This window comes from Mucilaginibacter sp. CAU 1740 (assembly GCF_039839285.1).
GTDB lineage: Bacteria > Bacteroidota > Bacteroidia > Sphingobacteriales > Sphingobacteriaceae > Mucilaginibacter.
The window spans coordinates 294,199-311,198 of record NZ_JBDOQS010000010.1 but is presented as its reverse complement, the minus strand read 5'-3'; the positions used below and the strand labels follow the sequence as shown (position 1 = coordinate 311,198).

Below are 17,000 nucleotides of genomic sequence, written 5' to 3'. Positions count from 1 at the left end.
TATTTACTCAGATAATTCCGCTTTAAGGTTAGATCATTATTGATGTTCCGCATAATTGAATTAACGTTTTTTATTGCTTGTTAATTCTGTTACCGAATTATCTAACCTTTACAGCAATGACGTTATGGGATTTATTCGCCGTTCCGCCTTCAGGGGTTAGGGGGCTAAATACTTCCCAAACCACTCAATATATCGCTGCAACCTATCTACCTGGTAACTCGGCACGGTAATGCCGTGATACTGGCCGGGGTATAAAACCATCTGTGTAGACACACCTTGCGACCTTAGCGCTTCATACATCTGCTCTCCCCCACCCGTAGGCACATTAAAATCTTTCAAACCCGACATAAATTGCGTTGGCGTTTTGATCTTATCGGCATGAAAAAACGGATACGACAGCTTAATGTATTTATCAGCGTTTTTCCATGGTGCACCAAGTTCATTATCATATTGTACAACCCACTGGTCGGAACCATAAAGAGCTAATTGCAAGGCACTACCGGCTCCACTGGATGCAGCTTTGAAGCGGGGATCTGTAGCGATGGTATAATCTGTGAGGATACCACCGTAACTCCATCCGCCTATACCTAAACGGTCTTTATCGGCAATGCCTAATTTCACTAATTCATCAACCGCTCCCAATAAATCTTTTACTTCTTTATTGCCCCAATCGGCATAAATGGCTTTGGTATATTCAACACCGCGGCCGGTACTTCCGCGGTAGTTAACCGCGGCTACCGCGAATCCCGCACAGGCCAACGTTTGCCTGATATCGTCAAATTCAAATTCATCCTGATCTGTAGGACCACCGTGAATATATAGGATGAAAGGCATCTTTTTGGTCACCACACTATCTGGAGTATATAATATACCTGATACCAAAGTACCATCACTACTAAACGATTGAAAACCTTTAACATGAGCCAACTTAACCGTGCTCAACCATTTTTCCTGGTGAAAAGTTAAACGGCGGATCTTCCCGTTTTCAATTGCCACCAATTCATGCGGCATGTAGGGAGTAGTCATTTTTCCAACCCAAACGCCTAAACCCTGACTACTTATATCTGCGAAGCTACATTCCGCACCTTTATAAACGGTGATCGATTTTCGCAAAAGCAGGTGGTAGCGGTTAACATAACGGACACGGTCATTGCTTATTAGGTATTCAATATCCTTGCTATCGCGGCTCCAGGCTATGTTACTAACCGGTCTATCCAGTTGATCGGTAAGAAGTTTGTTATTCTTGCCATCGGCATCCATCAGGCACAGTATATCGTGCTGATAAATAAAGTAGTCTGCGTCACTGGTGGAGCGCAGGTAGGCTATTTTCTTTCCATCAGGGCTCCACAACGGATTGATATCATGCCCAGTGAAGGTTGTTAGTTGCTTCTCTTCAGCTCCGGCTTTTGCTTCTATCGTAAAAATATCTGTATTCTCATTCCTATCCGGGTCTGTTGTATGATTGCTTACATAAGCTAATTGTTTGCCATCCGGACTCCATTGGGGCGAACTATCGTCCATTTTGCCGCGGGTTAAAGTATCCAGCTTTTGGGCGGCAACATCATATAGATATAAATGTGCGTAGCGATGCTGCAGGTATCCTTCAATATCCTGTTTAAAATGGTAGCGGTCTATTTTGATAGGCGGAACAGTTTTGGGTTCTTCTTTACCCTTATTCTCCGGATCTTTAATGATCAAAGCCAGTTTTTTACTATCCGGCGACCATTCATATTCCTGCAATTCGCCTTTTATATCGGTTAGTTTATGACCTTCTCCTCCCCGCCTGTCCATTAGCCAAACCTGGCCACCTGTTTTTGAGTCTTTTTCGGATAGATAAGATATGAATTTGCCATCCGGCGTCCATTTAGGTGTAGATGCCGGCTCAGCGCCATAAGTTAACTGAATGGATTGCTTACCATCAAAACTTTGCATCCAAAGGTGTGAAACGCGGCTATTTTTAGCAGTATCAACTTCTGATAATTCGTAAACGATCCACTTACCATCGGGTGAAAGCCTTGGCGCCATCAATGTGGGTTGTTTATATAGATCGGTTGGTTTTAACGGGTGTTTTACATTTTGGGCTGATGCAAAACTGACAATGAAAACCAATAAAACTAAAAGTACGTTTTTGTGCATAGGATGTGCGATAGACCGGAAAATTACTAATTAAACTACTTAATTTTGTCGCAGAGCTTGATTATTACACCACTCTGAAAAAACTGTTTTAAACATCATTTAACCTATAAATACAAGACATGTACAACAATTATCAAGAATTAAGTAAAACAGATAAAAAGATAGTAAGGGAATTAATGGAAAATGGCATTACTGAACATTTTAGAAGAGGTGTGCGACAATTTGACGACCTTATACAACAGCTAAAGAACAGTTCAAAAACCCCAAAAGAACAATATCATGAATTATTTAGCGAGGTTATTGATTTTGATAAACATATAGCTGAGTTGTATGATGGCCGTACCGGATCTCGTTATCTCTTAATTTTGGCAAACCAAATCTTTCTGGATCTTGTAGACGAAAAGGAACTTGACAGATTATCCCCAGACACCAAAGAAAAACTTCTCGGCGACGTAAGGTTTATGAGAAAGATGCATAGCTAATCCGGCGTTACTTTTTCAAATACTTATCATACCACTCCACATAACGCTGCAACCTATCAACCTGGTAGCTCGGCTTAGTTAACCCGTGGAACTGGTTGGGATATAAGATCAATTCGGTAGGAATGTTTTGTGAACGCAAAGCCTCATACATCTGCTCGCTACCTATGGTTGGCACGTTGAAATCTTTTAAACCCGACATAAACAGCACCGGTGTTTTAATTTTATCGGCGTGAAAAAACGGGTATGATAGCTGGATCCACTTGTCGGCTGTTTTCCAAGGTGCGCCTAATTCATTTTCATATTGCAACACGTATTGGTCGCTGCCGTAAACTGATAGTTGCAGCGCGCTGCCCGCGCCGCTTGCCGCGGCTTTAAAACGAGTGTCGGAAGCGATGGTATAATCGGTAAGAATACCGCCGTAACTCCAGCCGCCAATGCCCAGTTTATTAGGATCGGCAATGCCTAATTTTTCCAGCTGATCAACAGCGCCCAATAGGTCTTTAACCTCTTTATTGCCCCAATCAGCATAAATGGCCTTACAGTAATCCAGACCGCGGCCATTGCTGCCACGGTAGTTAACTGCCGCTACGGCATAGCCGGCTGCTGCCAGTGTTTGCCGTGTGGCATCAAACCCAAATTCGTCCTGGCCTACCGGGCCACCATGTATAAATAATATTAAAGGATATTTTTTATTCTGAACACTATCAGGCGTGTAAACAATTCCCGAAACCTTGGTACCATCGCTACTTGTCGACTCAAAACCTTTGGCATAGGCTAATTGAACAGTATTGAGCCAGTTTTGATGATGAAAGGTTAAACGGCGTACCTTTTTATCCTCCAGTGCATACAACTCGGCAGGAGTATAAGGATCTGTTTTTTGCACTACCCAATTGCCCGATGAGTTAGTGTTGATATCGTTAAATACGTAATCACCTTTATTAATGGTGGTTATTTTGCCATTGGCCACGTTTATATTAGCCAGGTAACGGGTGCGGTCGTCAGTTACAATGAACAACATGTTGCGGCTGTCTTTTGCCCATGTAGCGCTGCCGACTGGCCTATCCAACGATGTTGTTAGCTGCTTATTATTTTCGCCCACCGCGTCCATTACGCACAATATATTTTGATCGTACATCATGTAATCAGCATCGCTGGTGCTGCGTAAGTATGAGATATACCTGCCATCCGGGCTCCATTGCGGGCTTCCATCACGCCCCTTCCAGGTGGTGAGCTGCAGCATGCTGGCACCTGCACGGGCATCAATGGTAAAAATATCGGTGTTTTGGTTTTTATCGGGCTCGATACTCCGGTTACTTACAAAAGCGATGGTCTTACTATCCGGCGACCATACCGGCGTACGTTCATCCTTATCGCCGCGGGTTAAGGTATCCAGCTTTTTAGTGGCAACATCAAGCAGGTACAAATGATCGTGAAGGTGTTGCAGGTAGCCTTCAATATCCTGCTTAAAATGATAGCGGTCTATTACAATGGGTTTGGGCGTTTTAGGTTCTTCCTTACCCTTATTTTCCGGATCGCCTATCACCATTACAATACGCTTACCGTCCGGACTCCAGGCGTATTCGCTTAAATCGCCTTTAATATTGGTAAGCTTAGCACCTTCTCCGCCCCTGCGGTCGATGAGCCAGATCTGTGCCCCCGTTTTTGAATCGCGCGAGGAAAGGAACGATAAATATTTGCCATCCGGGCTCCAGCGGGGCGACGAAGCGGCTTCATCGCCATGGGTTAATTCTAATGATTCCTTCCCGTCGAAGCTTTGCATCCATATATGCGATACGCGTTTATCCTTTGCAGTATCTACCTCAGATACACTGTAAGCCACCCACTTACCATCGGGCGAAAGCTGCGCATCGCTAACGGTTGGAATACGGTAGACATCAGCGGGCTTCAAGGGCTTTTTTTCCTGTGCAGAGAGATTTAAAGCAACGGATAGCGTAAAGGCAGAGAGTAAAACGCGCTTCATAAAGGGACGTATGATAAAGCGTGTAAGTTAAGAAAAGAACCTTGATTTTTAGATTTACGGATTGTCAGGATATTATTGCAAAAGTTTGGCATATTAATTAACGCTCACTCTTCAATTATACTTGCTGTTTTCAGGCTAATCCTCCGATTTATTTATTGCATTTCGTTTTGAAAATAAAATGCAATCATTAACTTTGAATTACAAAGTACTTTTAATAATCTAAACATGAAAGTAAAACTGATCCTGCCAGCCCTTACCGAAGCCGAAAGTCCGTTTTGGCCGCCGATAAAATATTCGCTTTTCCCTCCATTGGGATTGGCAACACTTGCTGCTTACCTTTCGCCAGATGATGAGATCGACCTGCAAGACCAACACGTTGAAAAACCTAATTTAAATGACCACCCGCATTTGGTAATTATACAGGTTTATATAACCAATGCTTACAGGGCTTACCAGATAGCTGATCATTACCGTGCGAAAGGTTCATATGTAATATTGGGCGGATTACACGTAACCTCCCTCCCATTTGAGGCCGCGCCCCATGCCGATAGTATTTTTATCGGCCCCGGAGAAGATACTTTTCCTAAATTTTTGATTGATTTCAAAAATGGCCGCCCCCAAAAAGTATATAATTCAACTATCCGTACGCTTGAGAAAGTACCGCCTATCCGCAGGGACCTTATCAAAAGTCATTTATACCTGGTACCTAATTCTATTGTAGTGACCCGCGGCTGTCCGCATCATTGTAGTTTTTGCTATAAAGATGCTTTTTTTGAAGGCGGACGAACCTTTTATACCCAGGAGGTTGACGATGCCCTTGCCGAAATCGATCGTTTACCGGGCAAACACCTATATTTTTTAGATGACCATCTGCTGGGCAATACTAAGTTCGCCTCCGCATTATTTAGCGGAATGAAGGGGATGAACCGCGTTTTCCAGGGAGCCGCCACTGTAGATTCCATTTTGCGCGGCAACCTGATTGAACAGGCCGCCGAAGCAGGTTTACGAAGCCTTTTTGTAGGTTTTGAAACGTTTTCGCCTCAAAATCTGAAACAAAGCAACAAAAAGCAAAACCTCGAAAAGGATTATATAAAAGTCGTTAACCGCCTGCACAGCCTTGGCATTATGATAAATGGCAGTTTTGTTTTCGGTTTAGATGATGATGATAAAGATGTATTTAAACGCACAGTAGACTGGGGTGTAAAACATGCCATAACCACCTCTACATATCACGTACTTACGCCTTACCCTGGTACCGAACTATTTAAGAGCATGGAGCGGCAGGGTCGCATACTAACCAAAAACTGGGACTTGTACGATACCCGAAAAGTGGTTTATCAAACAATAGGCTTATCGGCACAAGAGTTAGAAGATGGCTACTGGTGGGCTTACCGCGAGTTTTACAAATGGGGCAATATTTTTAAAGCAAGCATGCACCATGAACAAACAGCGCACAAACTGAAACACTTTTTTTATGCAGGCGGCTGGAAAAAATTTGAACCCGTTTGGAATTTCCTGATCAAAACCAAAAGCCTGAATAATACATTGCCCGCGCTGGAAACAGTTTTAGCAAAGATAAATCTGGGCAAGCAAAAGAATAGCGTGGGTAGTGATGTTGACCTACCTGTTCAATCATCAGTGTTTAATATGAACAGGTAGAAACATAAACTTACTATATCATGAACATCCTCTAATCCCAAAAATCATGGTTCTAAATTATCCCAGCCTTCTCCAACTCCACCTGCATCTGCTGCTGCAAACTCAAAGCCTCAGCCCTTGCCGCATCAGCAAAATCTTCACCGTTGCTTGCATAAAGAATTGAACGCGATGAGTTCACCAGCAAACCGCAATCTTTAGTGATGCCGTACTTACATACATCTTCCAAACTACCACCCTGCGCACCTACACCCGGCACTAATAAAAAGTTATCAGGGGCATATTGGCGGATATTGGTAAACTCAGTGCTTTTGGTGGCACCTACCACATACATAATTCTATCCGCCCCAGCCCAGGTGTTGGCTTTTTTAATTACAGTCTCGTATAAAAAATCATCGCCGGTTTGCAGGTATTGAAAATCTTTGCTGCCTACAGATGAGGTAAGGGCCAGTATAATTACCCATTTACCCTCGTAAGCCAGGTAAGGCGTAACGCTGTCATTACCCATATAAGGTGTAATGGTAATGGCATCAAAGCTCATCCCGCCCGATTGTTCATCGAAAAAAGCACGGGCGTATTTATCAGATGTATTGCCAATATCGCCGCGTTTGGCATCGATAATGCTCAGGCAATCTTTAGGCAGATATTTATAGGTATCAATTAAAGCCTGCAAGCCTTTTATCCCGTAAGCCTCATAAAAAGCGGCATTGGGTTTATAAGCTACACAGAGATCTTTGGTAGCATCAATAATGCGTTTGTTAAACTCAAAAATGGGATCGGGGTAAGATTTCAGGAACTCAGGAATTTTGGTAATATCAGGATCGAGGCCTACACATAAAAACGATTTCTTTTTTTTGATCTGTTCAATTAACTCCTGGCGAGACATCATAAGCGGCTACTAAATATTTTAATTGTCAAAAAAACTAAAATTTTAGCTTATGTGTTACGTTATCACTGATATTTATTTTAATTAATTTGATTTTAAGAAATAATTGTTTAACCTTGCATCGTTTTCCAATGAATTTTTCTTGCACTAAAGAAACAATTTAAATCCCCACGCTTTTTATTATCACACCAACATAATATTTGCACGGGTTTGGATGTTTACTGAAAACAGGTTTCAAGATCAATTTCTTTCAATTATTGCCTTGTGCGTTTGCGCACACTAAGCTTTAACACTTGCTTGGAAATTTACCATTTGAGAAAAGATACAATAAAAAATCCCTTTTGAACTATAATTCATATCATGTCTGATAAAATTGAATTGAACGATAAACTCGTTTCGGAGTTGCGCGAAATTGCCAAAAATTTAGGTATCGCCGAAGCCGACGAACTGCGCAAAGCACAGCTTGTTGCCCGCATTACAGAACAACAACAACTGATTGAGGCCGCCAGGGCCCAGCAAAATATAGTTGAAGCCGCATATACCCCAACGCCTGCCGCAGGCGAAGCCCCTGCTGAAGCAGGCGACAAACCCCGCAAAAGAACAAGGGTGATCAAAACTAAAGACGCATCACCTTCAAAACCACGTGTTGAAGTACCATTGGATGATACCAATTTGTTCGACAACCAGGAAGATGAGCCTGCACAACAGGACGATTCTGAAAATGAAGCCCCTATAACCCCTGCTGCCGAAACTGAAGCCCCACAGGCAGATGAAGCAGCTCCGGTAAAAATGGAAGAACTGATTACCGAAGCCCGTACACATAAATTTGAACGCAGGGTTAACCCTAACAATCAAAACCAGCAAAAAGCGCAGGAGCCTGCCATTAACATGGATTTTGATAATGTGATCATCAACGAAGGCGTATTGGAAATTATGCCCGATGGTTACGGTTTCCTTCGCTCATCTGATTATAACTACCTTACTTCTCCCGATGATATTTACGTATCACAATCGCAGATCAAATTATTCGGTTTAAAAACCGGCGATACTGTGCGTGGTAGCATCCGCCCTCCAAAAGAAGGCGAAAAATATTTTCCTTTGGTACGTGTTGAGGCTATCAATGGCCGTATCCCTGCCGAAGTTCGCGACCGCGTTCCTTTTGATCACTTAACTCCGCTTTTCCCTTCAGAGAAATTAAGCTTGTTTACTGATCCAAACAACTATTCAACCCGCATTATGGACCTGTTTTCGCCAATTGGTAAAGGTCAGCGTGGTTTGATCGTGGCACAGCCAAAAACAGGTAAAACCATGTTATTGAAGGATGTAGCTAACGCGATAGCAAAAAACCATCCGGAAGTATATCTTATTATATTACTGATTGACGAGCGCCCTGAGGAGGTTACCGATATGGCCCGCAGCGTACGCGCCGAAGTTGTTTCATCAACTTTTGATGAGCCGGCTGAGCGCCACGTAAAAATTGCCAACATTGTGCTTGAAAAAGCAAAACGTATGGTTGAGTGCGGTCATGATGTAGTGATCCTGTTGGATTCTATCACCCGTTTGGCCCGTGCTTATAACACCGTTGCGCCTGCATCTGGTAAAATATTATCTGGTGGTGTTGATGCCAACGCGTTGCACAAACCAAAACGCTTTTTCGGTGCTGCCCGTAACATTGAGGATGGCGGTTCATTAACCATTATCGCTACGGCACTTACCGAAACAGGCTCGAAAATGGACGAGGTTATTTTTGAAGAGTTTAAAGGTACCGGTAACATGGAGTTACAACTGGATCGTAAACTATCAAACAAACGTATTTTCCCTGCTATCGATATCACTGCATCAAGCACCCGTCGTGACGACTTATTGCTTGACCGCGAGACACTTCAACGTATCTGGATCCTTCGTAACCACCTTGCCGATATGAACTCGCAAGAATCGATGGAGTTTTTACAGGCTCAAATTCGTGGTACAAAAACTAACGAAGAATTTCTGATTTCGATGAATTCGTAATATTTTAGCGATAATGAAGTTATAAGTAATGGGAATATTATTTGTAACTTCATTATTACTTAATAAAATCCTGATAACTTCGATGGCGAAATGAAGAGACGCGTAAGAAAACACCTTCCAAATGCTATTACCTGTGCCAACCTGTTTAGCGGTTGTATAGGGATAGTTTTCGCCTTTCAGGGTAACTTAATTGTGGCCGCCTATGCCATTTTCCTTAGCTCGATATTTGATTTTTTTGATGGCCTTGCATCTCGGGTTTTAAACTCCTATTCGTTTATAGGTAAAGATCTTGATTCGCTGGCCGATATGGTAAGCTTTGGCGTACTGCCATCGGTTATCATGTACGAGCTTTTTTTACAGGCCCCGCAAATTGGAAGTATCAGCCAGATATTAAATTTTGTAGCTTTCCTTTTACCGGTATTTTCGGCATTAAGGCTGGCCAAGTTTAATAACGATACCCGCCAGTCAGATAGTTTTATAGGTTTGCCAACACCGGCAAATGCTATCCTGATAGCATCATTACCTTTAATAGTACAACAGTACGAGGTATTAGCACATTATATTTTAAATCCCTACTTCCTTACGGCTTTAGTGGTAGTTATGTGCTCGCTTTTGGTATCCGAAATACCGCTAATGTCGCTCAAATTTAAAAACCGCGACTTTAACAAAAACATTTTCCGTTATTTACTGCTCATGTTTTCGGCAATACTGATACTATTTTTTAAATTTGTGGCCGTTCCGGTGGTTATATTTATTTATATCACCTTATCCTTAATTCAAACAAAACTCACAAATGACAAAGTTCCAGGCTGAAATCGACGTAATGCCAAAAAAAGAAATACTTGACCCACAAGGTAAAGCAGTAACCGGTAGCATGAAAAACCTTGGCCTTGCCGAGATCCAGAACGTGCGCATAGGTAAACACATTACACTCGAGCTTGAAGCCGAAAGCGCTGAAGCCGCCGAAGCTAAAGTTGACCAGGCCTGCAAAAACCTGCTGGCCAACCTGATCATGGAAAGCTATACTTTTAAAGTATCTGTAGTTTAAGGTTAAAGGCGAAAGGATAAAGGCAAAAGGTTTTTATCAGTCTTCACAAAATACAAAAGGCAAGGAGATTTACTTCTTGCCTTTTTTTGAATCATGATTTTTAGGATTTTAGGATGATCATGAAACATGTATGATTTTTTCATCAAGAAATCCTTCAATCAAGAGAATCAGGGTTCAACATAAAAAGGCAAGCGGTTCTCCACTTGCCTTTCTCTTTTATGCGTGCGGCAAAAACCTTTCGCCTTTTACCTTTATCCTTTCAGCTTATAAATTAGCTTCTTTTTCCGCTTTAATTTCCTGCAGCGTAACGAGGTTTGCTGATACCATGCTGTTTACCTGGTTAAACTTTTCCTGAATTTCGGCAGGATTTGCACCTCCGGCTTTGCAGGCCAGTTCAACCTCTTGTATAGTAGCCTGGCTTATAGGCATGCCAAAAAAGCCAAGGTTTGGTTTTAATTTGTGCGATGCCTGTGCAGCTAAAGCCCAATCCTGATTACTTAGGGCTGTGCTGATAGTTTTTAACAACTCAGGAGATTGCTCAAGGAACATTCCGATCGAATCAACGATAAAATCATCTGCCCCGTCGGCAATCTCGTATAAAAAAGAAAGATCAAGATCCTGATCTGGTGAAATATCTGCCATATAAAGCTTTGTGTTATTCAAAAATATACTTTTTTACGATTAAGTTGTCTTTAAGTTCAGTCTTTAGCTCTAAAATATTTTTTCTGAATATCGGGTGCACCAGGTCGGGTGCTATTTCGGCCAGCGGAATGAGCGTAAAACTGCGTTTATGCAGCTCGGGATGGGGTACTACGAGGTTTATTTCGTGTATTATTTCGTCCCCATAAAATAAAATATCTATATCAATAATGCGCGATCCCCACTTCACTTCCCTCCTGCGCCCCATTTGCAATTCAATAGCCAATATTTTAGATAATATTTGTTGCGCGGGCAGGTTGCTTTGCAGCATTAATACCTGGTTTAGATAGTCGGGCTCATCCGTTTTTCCCCAGGATTGGGTTTCGTATATCGAAGAAGTCAATGCGGGTGGAGCTACCTCTTCCGAGATCAATTCAATTGCCTGTTGCAGAAACAATTCGCGGTTGCCGAGGTTACTACCCAGTAGTAAAAAAACATTTATCATGTTGTAACAAATATAATGGAAACCGCTCTTAGCATTATACGGCCTTATTATTAAGTTTGCGCATAGATAAAAAAGATTTATAACATTAATGAAACAATTCTTCAAATTCGTTCTGGCTACAATTGTAGGGGTTATCATATCGGGGATAATCATTGTGGTTATTGCTGCCGGTTTTATTGTTGGCCTTGTTGCCTCGGCCGGTAGTGACAAATCAGTTGATGTTGATCCAAATTCTATCCTGTACATGTCGCTCAAAAACCCCATTACCGAGCGTACGCCCAACAACCCGCTGGCGGGACTTGATTTTTTAGGACTTGATGAAGATAAATCTATCGGCCTAAACGATATTTTAAGCGACATTAAACGCGCAAAAACCGATAGCAACATTAAAGGCATTTACCTTGATGAAAGCTACATGACCGCCGGACAAGCCACCACCGAAGAGATCCGTAATGCACTTATCGACTTCAAAAAATCGGGCAAATTCATTATCGCCTACGCCGAGGTTTATACCCAGGGCTTTTATTACCTGGCCTCGGTTGCCGATAAGGTGTACATTAACCCGAAAGGCATTTTTGAATTTCATGGCTTTAGCTCGCAAACAACCTTCCTGAAAGGTGCGCTCGATAAACTGGGCATTGAAGCACAGATCATTAAAGTGGGTACATTTAAAAGCGCTGTAGAGCCGTTGTTCCTCACCAAAATGAGCGATGCCAATAAATTGCAGGTTACCTCATACCTCGGTTCATTATATGATCATTTCCTTACAGGCATCAGCAAAAGCCGTGGTGTAGCTAAAGATTCATTATTTGCTTACGCTGATAATATGAGGATCCAATTTCCTGAGGATGCTTATAAACTTAAACTGGTTGACGGTTTAAAATACAAAGACGAGATCCTCGACGATTTGAAAAGACGTACCGGCACCGATTTAAGGGACGATTTAAAAAGCATTGGCCTGAGCGATTACGCCAAAAACAAGGATAATAACGACGACGATAAATCTGACGATTCATCATCAAAAAACCGCATCGCTGTAGTTTATGCCTCTGGCGATATTAACACAGGCGAAGGCCAGGATAATACTATTGGTTCCGAAACTATTTCGAGAGCGTTGCGCAAAGCCCGCCTTGATGATAAAGTAAAAGCGGTGGTGTTGCGCGTAAACTCGCCGGGAGGCAGTTCGCTGGCATCAGATGTGATCTGGCGCGAGGTTAAACTCATTCACGAAAAGAAACCGATCATTGTTTCGATGGGCGATTACGCGGCATCAGGCGGTTACTATATCTCCTGCGCGGCCGATTCTATCATCGCGCAGCCAAATACCATTACCGGCTCTATCGGTATCTTCGCAGTGCTGCCTAACATGCAAAAATTGTTTAACGATAAATTGGGTGTAACTTTTGATGGTGTAAAAACCGGCAAATATGCCGATCTGGGCGACATCAGCCGTCCTCTTAGTCCGGAAGAACGCCTGATTCTTCAAAACAGCGTAAACCATGGTTATGATGATTTCACTAAGGCGGTTGCTGCCGGTCGTGGTAAAACGCAGGCTTATATCAACAGCATTGGCCAGGGCCGTGTATGGACAGGCGAGCAGGCACTAAAAATTGGCTTAGTTGACCGCTTGGGCAACATCGACGATGCGATAGCGTCTGCAGCTAAAAAAGCTAAGCTTAAAAATTATCGTTTGGTAACTTATCCTGAACAAAAAAGCATCTTCAGCAAAGTAAGCAACAACCTGAGCGCCGAAATGAAAACCCGCATGGTAAAAAGCGAACTTGGCGAAAACTACCGCGTTTACGAGCAAATTAAAGGCTTAACCCAAATGATGCGTACCCCACAGGCCCGTTTACCTTACGACCTTGTGATCAAATAAAATTTCATTAATACACTAATTTTGATTGTGAAAAGCCGCCTGGAATGGGCGGCTTTTTTTATTAAGAAAGCCCGGTTTCATGGTACCACTGTAAACAATCCATACAATTAACCGCGATTGCTTCATCTGCAAGTTCTACGAAATACTCTGGTATCCAAGCATATAAAACCCTTAACCCCTTAATCTTGGTCATATAAAACCATGTGTCAATTGGCGGGCAATCGTAAATATCTATTAATCCATAAGATACCGCTTCTGAAGCACCGTCAAACACAGTTTGCTCAATTTCAGCAACCAGGATCCTACCTTTGGTATCCAAATTATTTATCAACTTATCAGTAAGAAAATCGTGCTTATATGATAATTGGGCGTCAAATAATTTATCGTAAAGCCCACTATCATCAGAAAAAACCGGATTTAACGTCCACGTAATAGAAACAAAGGGACCAATCGACCCAAAGCCAAGATTCTCTTTGTAAGAAAAAAGCTTAATATCATTATAACGATCTATTGTGCGTAATGCATGAGCCACGTTTTTTACAGCATACCGGGCCTGCAGGTAGCAATATTGCTGTGTTATTAAAAGATTTTGATTAAAAAGTTCGATATCTATTTTCATTATTTTATTACCCTCTTACCAGATAAGCATTAGGCACATTACCCGGCAAATAATCTATCCCATATGCATGCTTAACCAGCAAGCTTACTACGCTCATGATAGTCTGTTCCTTACGGTGAAACTGTGGTAATAAACCCATCATAGCATAGCTTATAGGATTTACCGAAGGTATAAAAGTTTCCCACTCATATCCCTTCCCCCAGATCAGGCCGTTAACGGTAATACTTAAATCAGCACCATTCTCCAGCAAAAAATGAAGCATATCTGCCGAGCTGTTGCCGTTTTGGTTAACTGTATGAAATATCGGTGTATGCCCGCCAAAACCATATTCATCATAAGCGGCTCGAGCATTTACATCCGCTCCTTTTTGTAAAAGTATTTTAGCACAGTCAATGCTGTTATACTCTGCACAAAAATGCATCAAGGTGCCACCTGTTAGGCGTGTGTAAGTATTATTATATAAGGTATAGGTTCTATTAACAGCAGAGGCATTCTCTTTTAACGCTTTGGTTAGCCGTTCGGTATCATGAGCCAAAACCGCAAGCAAAGCCTGATCTTCATACTGTAGTCCGGCATCTATAAAAGCCTGTACGCAATCTTTAAAACGTGGCCCGCGGGCGTACATCTCTACCATCATGGTAAATACAGGCATTCCGTTATTAACGTCATTCGGGCTGCCGCCATCTTTAAAATACTGCTTTATTTCATCAACCGAGTGGGTTTCGGCAGCATAAAGTATGGTGTTGTAATCAGGCATATAACAAATTAGTTTAAATCACGCCCATCGGCTATAAAATCCTCCAGCCATATAATTATCGAAAACGCATTTACAGATATGGCTTCCTCCACTAATTTAATGTATTGTTCAGGGATCCAGGCGTACAACACCCGGCCATGCTTATTTCGCGCCATGTAAAACCAGGTATCAACAGGAGGGCAATCATTATAATCGATAAAACCATCCGATTCATCTTCCGAAAACCCATCGTGTATAACATTATCCACTTCGGCAACCAATACCCGCCCCTTAAATTCAGCAGCCTGATCAGTAAACCGGGTCACTTCTTTTTTATGGGCTATCTGTTTATCAAATAATTCATCATACAAAAAATCGTTTTTCTCATCGTATGGATCAATATTCCAAACAACTTCGGCCGAACCTTTTGCAAATTCCAATCTCCGTACACTTTTAAAATCACATAATTTTTTACCGTTATATTCCGGGTTAAAGCTGCGTAAAACTTCAGCTACCGATAATTGATTATTCTGCTGCTGTCTTTCGCAGTAATGCTTGGTAATTAAAAGGTTCAGGTTAAATTCGTCCTGGTTAATCGTTAACATTGGGCTTTACAGGTTTGGCTTTTTAAATATCAATCTAATATAAACATACTTTTACCGCTGTTCAAAACAAACCCGTCGCCTAAGCTGTCATTACAATGGCTTTTTGTATTTTTACAGCCTCATTGTATTTATGGAAAATAAACCCATAGCCCGTACGCTTCGTTTACTATCGCAACTCATGGAACTGCATGAGGTTAATCCGTTCAAGATCAAATCGGTAGCTAATGCCGCTTTTAAGATAGATAAACTCCCCTTCCCTATCGCCGGCAAAAAACTGGATGAACTGGAAAAGATAGATGGCGTAGGCAAAAGCATTGCAGGCAAAGTAGCCGAACTGCTTGAAACCGGCACCATGGCCGAGCTACAGGAAATGCTGGATAAAACCCCGGCAGGTATTGTAGAGATGATGGGTATCAAAGGTATTGGCCCTAAAAAAGTGGCAATCATCTGGAAAGAACTGGGCATCGAAAATACAGGAGAACTATTTTATGCTTGTAACGAAAACCGCCTGATAGAAGCCAAAGGTTTCGGCCTTAAAACCCAGGAGGAGATTCGCAAAGCAATTGAGTTCAGGATGGCCAGCAATGGTAAATTCCTTTTTGCGCAGGTTGAGAAGGAAGCCAATGAACTGATGGATGAGGTAAAAGCCATCTTCCCGGATGCGTTAAAACACTTTGCAGGCGAATTTAGGCGATTGAATGAGATCATTACCGAGATAATAATTGTAGTGGGCAGCATTAACCACGAGGTTGCTTTCGAGGCCATGTCCAACTCAAAAATATTATCAAACGTAAGTTTGAATAAAAATCACGTACAAGGCGAGTTATCCAACGGCCTGTTAGTTGACATTATTTTTGTTGATAAAGCCGATTACTATAAAGAGTTATTTATCAATACGGGTACAGATGAGCATGTAAAAGCGGTGTTTGACAGGATCAATGTGCCGATAGAGCAGCCGGAAAGTGAAGAACTGATCTACACCAAGGCAGGCCTGAGCTGGATGCAGCCCGAACTGCGCGAAGGCACCCTCTTTATTGAAAAAGCCGAAAAGAATGAACTGCCAACCCTTATTAACTGGCACGACCTTAAAGGCACCCTGCACAATCACAGTACCTGGAGCGATGGCGTAAACTCCATTGAGGAAATGGCCCTCTACTGCCGTGATACCCTGAAACTGGAGTATTTAGGCATGTGCGACCACAGTAAAAGTGCTTTTTATGCCAAGGGCTTAAGTATTGAAAGGGTACTGCAACAGCACGAGGAAATTGACGCGCTGAATAAAAAGCTGGAAGGCTTCCGTATATTTAAAGGTATTGAATCGGATATTTTGTATGATGGCGGGCTGGATTATCCGGACGAGATCCTGCAAAAATTTGATTTTGTGGTGGCTTCGGTGCATTCCATCCTAAAAATGGACGAGGAAAAAGCAACCTCAAGATTGATCACCGCTATCGAAAACCCCTACACCAATATCCTGGGCCACCCTACAGGCAGGCTATTGCTAAGCCGTGCCGGATATCCCATCGATTACAAAAAAGTGATAGACGCCTGTGCAGCTAATAACGTGGTTATTGAGATCAACGCCAACCCGCTCAGGCTCGACCTGGACTGGCGCTGGCACCAATATGCTTTAGATAAAGGCGTTATGCTTTCCATAAACCCCGATGCCCACCGCATTGAAGGTTTTGCCGATATGCACTACGGCGTACTGGTGGCACGCAAAGGCGGTTTATATAAAGAGAAGTGTTTTAACGCGTTATCGTTAACGGAAATAACCGAAGCGTTTGCGGCTAAAAGAGGTTAATTTTAGTGATTAGA

At 42.3% G+C, this 17,000-nt stretch carries 15 protein-coding genes; 7 read left to right on the top strand and 8 right to left on the bottom strand.

Annotated elements, in window-relative coordinates; translation table 11 throughout:
- Positions 1-156: 156 nt before the first annotated feature.
- Positions 157-2,025 carry a S9 family peptidase gene (locus tag AAFN85_RS21865; RefSeq protein ID WP_347529782.1) on the bottom strand — a complete coding sequence of 623 codons (1,869 nt, stop codon included), beginning with the start codon at positions 2,023-2,025 and terminating at the stop codon, positions 157-159.
- 230 nt (positions 2,026-2,255) lie between these two features.
- Here AAFN85_RS21865 and AAFN85_RS21860 point away from each other — a divergent pair, with 230 nt between their 5' ends.
- Positions 2,256-2,618 carry a hypothetical protein gene (locus tag AAFN85_RS21860; RefSeq protein WP_347529781.1) on the top strand — a complete coding sequence of 121 codons (363 nt, stop codon included), beginning with the start codon at positions 2,256-2,258 and terminating at the stop codon, positions 2,616-2,618.
- 7 nt (positions 2,619-2,625) lie between these two features.
- Here AAFN85_RS21860 and AAFN85_RS21855 read toward each other — a convergent pair whose 3' ends face one another.
- Complete coding sequence (locus tag AAFN85_RS21855) at positions 2,626-4,599, bottom strand: S9 family peptidase (RefSeq protein ID WP_347529780.1); 1,974 nt, start codon at positions 4,597-4,599, stop codon at positions 2,626-2,628.
- Between the two features lie 225 nt (positions 4,600-4,824).
- Between AAFN85_RS21855 and AAFN85_RS21850 the strand changes: the two genes are divergently transcribed.
- A complete protein-coding gene (locus tag AAFN85_RS21850; RefSeq protein WP_347529779.1) occupies positions 4,825-6,258 on the top strand; it encodes a radical SAM protein in 1,434 nt (477 codons plus the stop codon).
- A 52-nt stretch (positions 6,259-6,310) separates the two neighbouring features.
- On the opposite strand, the gene pyrF is transcribed toward AAFN85_RS21850, so the two are convergent.
- The gene (gene pyrF, locus AAFN85_RS21845) at positions 6,311-7,141 is read right to left on the bottom strand and encodes an orotidine-5'-phosphate decarboxylase (RefSeq protein WP_347529784.1); all 831 of its coding nucleotides are present in this window, start codon (positions 7,139-7,141) and stop codon (positions 6,311-6,313) included.
- A 360-nt stretch (positions 7,142-7,501) separates the two neighbouring features.
- Here pyrF and rho point away from each other — a divergent pair, with 360 nt between their 5' ends.
- The 3 genes from rho (at position 7,502) to purS (ending at position 10,199) form a co-directional block, all read left to right on the top strand.
- Positions 7,502-9,151: a transcription termination factor Rho gene (rho, locus tag AAFN85_RS21840; RefSeq protein ID WP_347529778.1), complete on the top strand. Its 1,650-nt coding sequence runs from the start codon at positions 7,502-7,504 to the stop codon at positions 9,149-9,151.
- Positions 9,152-9,241: 90 nt separating this feature from the next.
- The gene (pssA, locus tag AAFN85_RS21835) at positions 9,242-9,964 is read left to right on the top strand and encodes a CDP-diacylglycerol--serine O-phosphatidyltransferase (RefSeq protein WP_347529777.1); all 723 of its coding nucleotides are present in this window, start codon (positions 9,242-9,244) and stop codon (positions 9,962-9,964) included.
- Positions 9,945-10,199, top strand: coding sequence for a phosphoribosylformylglycinamidine synthase subunit PurS (purS, locus tag AAFN85_RS21830; protein WP_347529776.1), 255 nt, complete (start codon positions 9,945-9,947; stop codon positions 10,197-10,199). Before pssA ends, purS begins: the two co-directional genes overlap by 20 nt.
- Positions 10,200-10,463: 264 nt before the next feature.
- Here the strand turns inward: purS and AAFN85_RS21825 are convergent, their stop codons facing one another.
- A complete protein-coding gene (locus AAFN85_RS21825; RefSeq protein WP_347529775.1) occupies positions 10,464-10,841 on the bottom strand; it encodes an Hpt domain-containing protein in 378 nt (125 codons plus the stop codon).
- 13 nt (positions 10,842-10,854) lie between these two features.
- The gene (gene folK, locus AAFN85_RS21820) at positions 10,855-11,343 is read right to left on the bottom strand and encodes a 2-amino-4-hydroxy-6-hydroxymethyldihydropteridine diphosphokinase (protein ID WP_347529774.1); all 489 of its coding nucleotides are present in this window, start codon (positions 11,341-11,343) and stop codon (positions 10,855-10,857) included.
- A gap of 88 nt (positions 11,344-11,431) precedes the next feature.
- Between folK and sppA the strand changes: the two genes are divergently transcribed.
- The gene (gene sppA, locus AAFN85_RS21815) at positions 11,432-13,222 is read left to right on the top strand and encodes a signal peptide peptidase SppA (protein ID WP_347529772.1); all 1,791 of its coding nucleotides are present in this window, start codon (positions 11,432-11,434) and stop codon (positions 13,220-13,222) included.
- Between the two features lie 61 nt (positions 13,223-13,283).
- Here the strand turns inward: sppA and AAFN85_RS21810 are convergent, their stop codons facing one another.
- Genes AAFN85_RS21810 through AAFN85_RS21800 form a run of 3 tightly spaced genes read right to left on the bottom strand, consistent with a single transcriptional unit; the run spans position 13,284 to position 15,182 of the window.
- On the bottom strand, positions 13,284-13,841 hold the full coding sequence (locus AAFN85_RS21810) for a hypothetical protein (protein ID WP_347529771.1): 558 nt from the start codon (positions 13,839-13,841) through the stop codon (positions 13,284-13,286).
- A 7-nt stretch (positions 13,842-13,848) separates the two neighbouring features.
- A complete protein-coding gene (locus AAFN85_RS21805; protein ID WP_347529770.1) occupies positions 13,849-14,598 on the bottom strand; it encodes an ankyrin repeat domain-containing protein in 750 nt (249 codons plus the stop codon).
- 8 nt (positions 14,599-14,606) lie between these two features.
- A complete protein-coding gene (locus AAFN85_RS21800; RefSeq protein ID WP_347529768.1) occupies positions 14,607-15,182 on the bottom strand; it encodes a hypothetical protein in 576 nt (191 codons plus the stop codon).
- A gap of 130 nt (positions 15,183-15,312) precedes the next feature.
- On the opposite strand from AAFN85_RS21800, the gene AAFN85_RS21795 reads away from it, so the two are divergent.
- A complete protein-coding gene (locus AAFN85_RS21795; RefSeq protein ID WP_347529767.1) occupies positions 15,313-16,986 on the top strand; it encodes a helix-hairpin-helix domain-containing protein in 1,674 nt (557 codons plus the stop codon).
- Positions 16,987-17,000: the final 14 nt, after the last annotated feature.

Coding starts and splice junctions, on each gene's coding strand:
- AAFN85_RS21865 (WP_347529782.1), bottom strand. CDS start 2,025: ATGGCGCCAAGGCTTTCACCCGATGGTAAGTGGATCGTTTACGAATTA.
- AAFN85_RS21860 (WP_347529781.1), top strand. CDS start 2,256: ATGTACAACAATTATCAAGAATTAAGTAAAACAGATAAAAAGATAGTA.
- AAFN85_RS21855 (WP_347529780.1), bottom strand. CDS start 4,599: ATGAAGCGCGTTTTACTCTCTGCCTTTACGCTATCCGTTGCTTTAAAT.
- AAFN85_RS21850 (WP_347529779.1), top strand. CDS start 4,825: ATGAAAGTAAAACTGATCCTGCCAGCCCTTACCGAAGCCGAAAGTCCG.
- pyrF (WP_347529784.1), bottom strand. CDS start 7,141: ATGTCTCGCCAGGAGTTAATTGAACAGATCAAAAAAAAGAAATCGTTT.
- rho (WP_347529778.1), top strand. CDS start 7,502: ATGTCTGATAAAATTGAATTGAACGATAAACTCGTTTCGGAGTTGCGC.
- pssA (WP_347529777.1), top strand. CDS start 9,242: ATGAAGAGACGCGTAAGAAAACACCTTCCAAATGCTATTACCTGTGCC.
- purS (WP_347529776.1), top strand. CDS start 9,945: ATGACAAAGTTCCAGGCTGAAATCGACGTAATGCCAAAAAAAGAAATA.
- AAFN85_RS21825 (WP_347529775.1), bottom strand. CDS start 10,841: ATGGCAGATATTTCACCAGATCAGGATCTTGATCTTTCTTTTTTATAC.
- folK (WP_347529774.1), bottom strand. CDS start 11,343: ATGATAAATGTTTTTTTACTACTGGGTAGTAACCTCGGCAACCGCGAA.
- sppA (WP_347529772.1), top strand. CDS start 11,432: ATGAAACAATTCTTCAAATTCGTTCTGGCTACAATTGTAGGGGTTATC.
- AAFN85_RS21810 (WP_347529771.1), bottom strand. CDS start 13,841: ATGAAAATAGATATCGAACTTTTTAATCAAAATCTTTTAATAACACAG.
- AAFN85_RS21805 (WP_347529770.1), bottom strand. CDS start 14,598: ATGCCTGATTACAACACCATACTTTATGCTGCCGAAACCCACTCGGTT.
- AAFN85_RS21800 (WP_347529768.1), bottom strand. CDS start 15,182: ATGTTAACGATTAACCAGGACGAATTTAACCTGAACCTTTTAATTACC.
- AAFN85_RS21795 (WP_347529767.1), top strand. CDS start 15,313: ATGGAAAATAAACCCATAGCCCGTACGCTTCGTTTACTATCGCAACTC.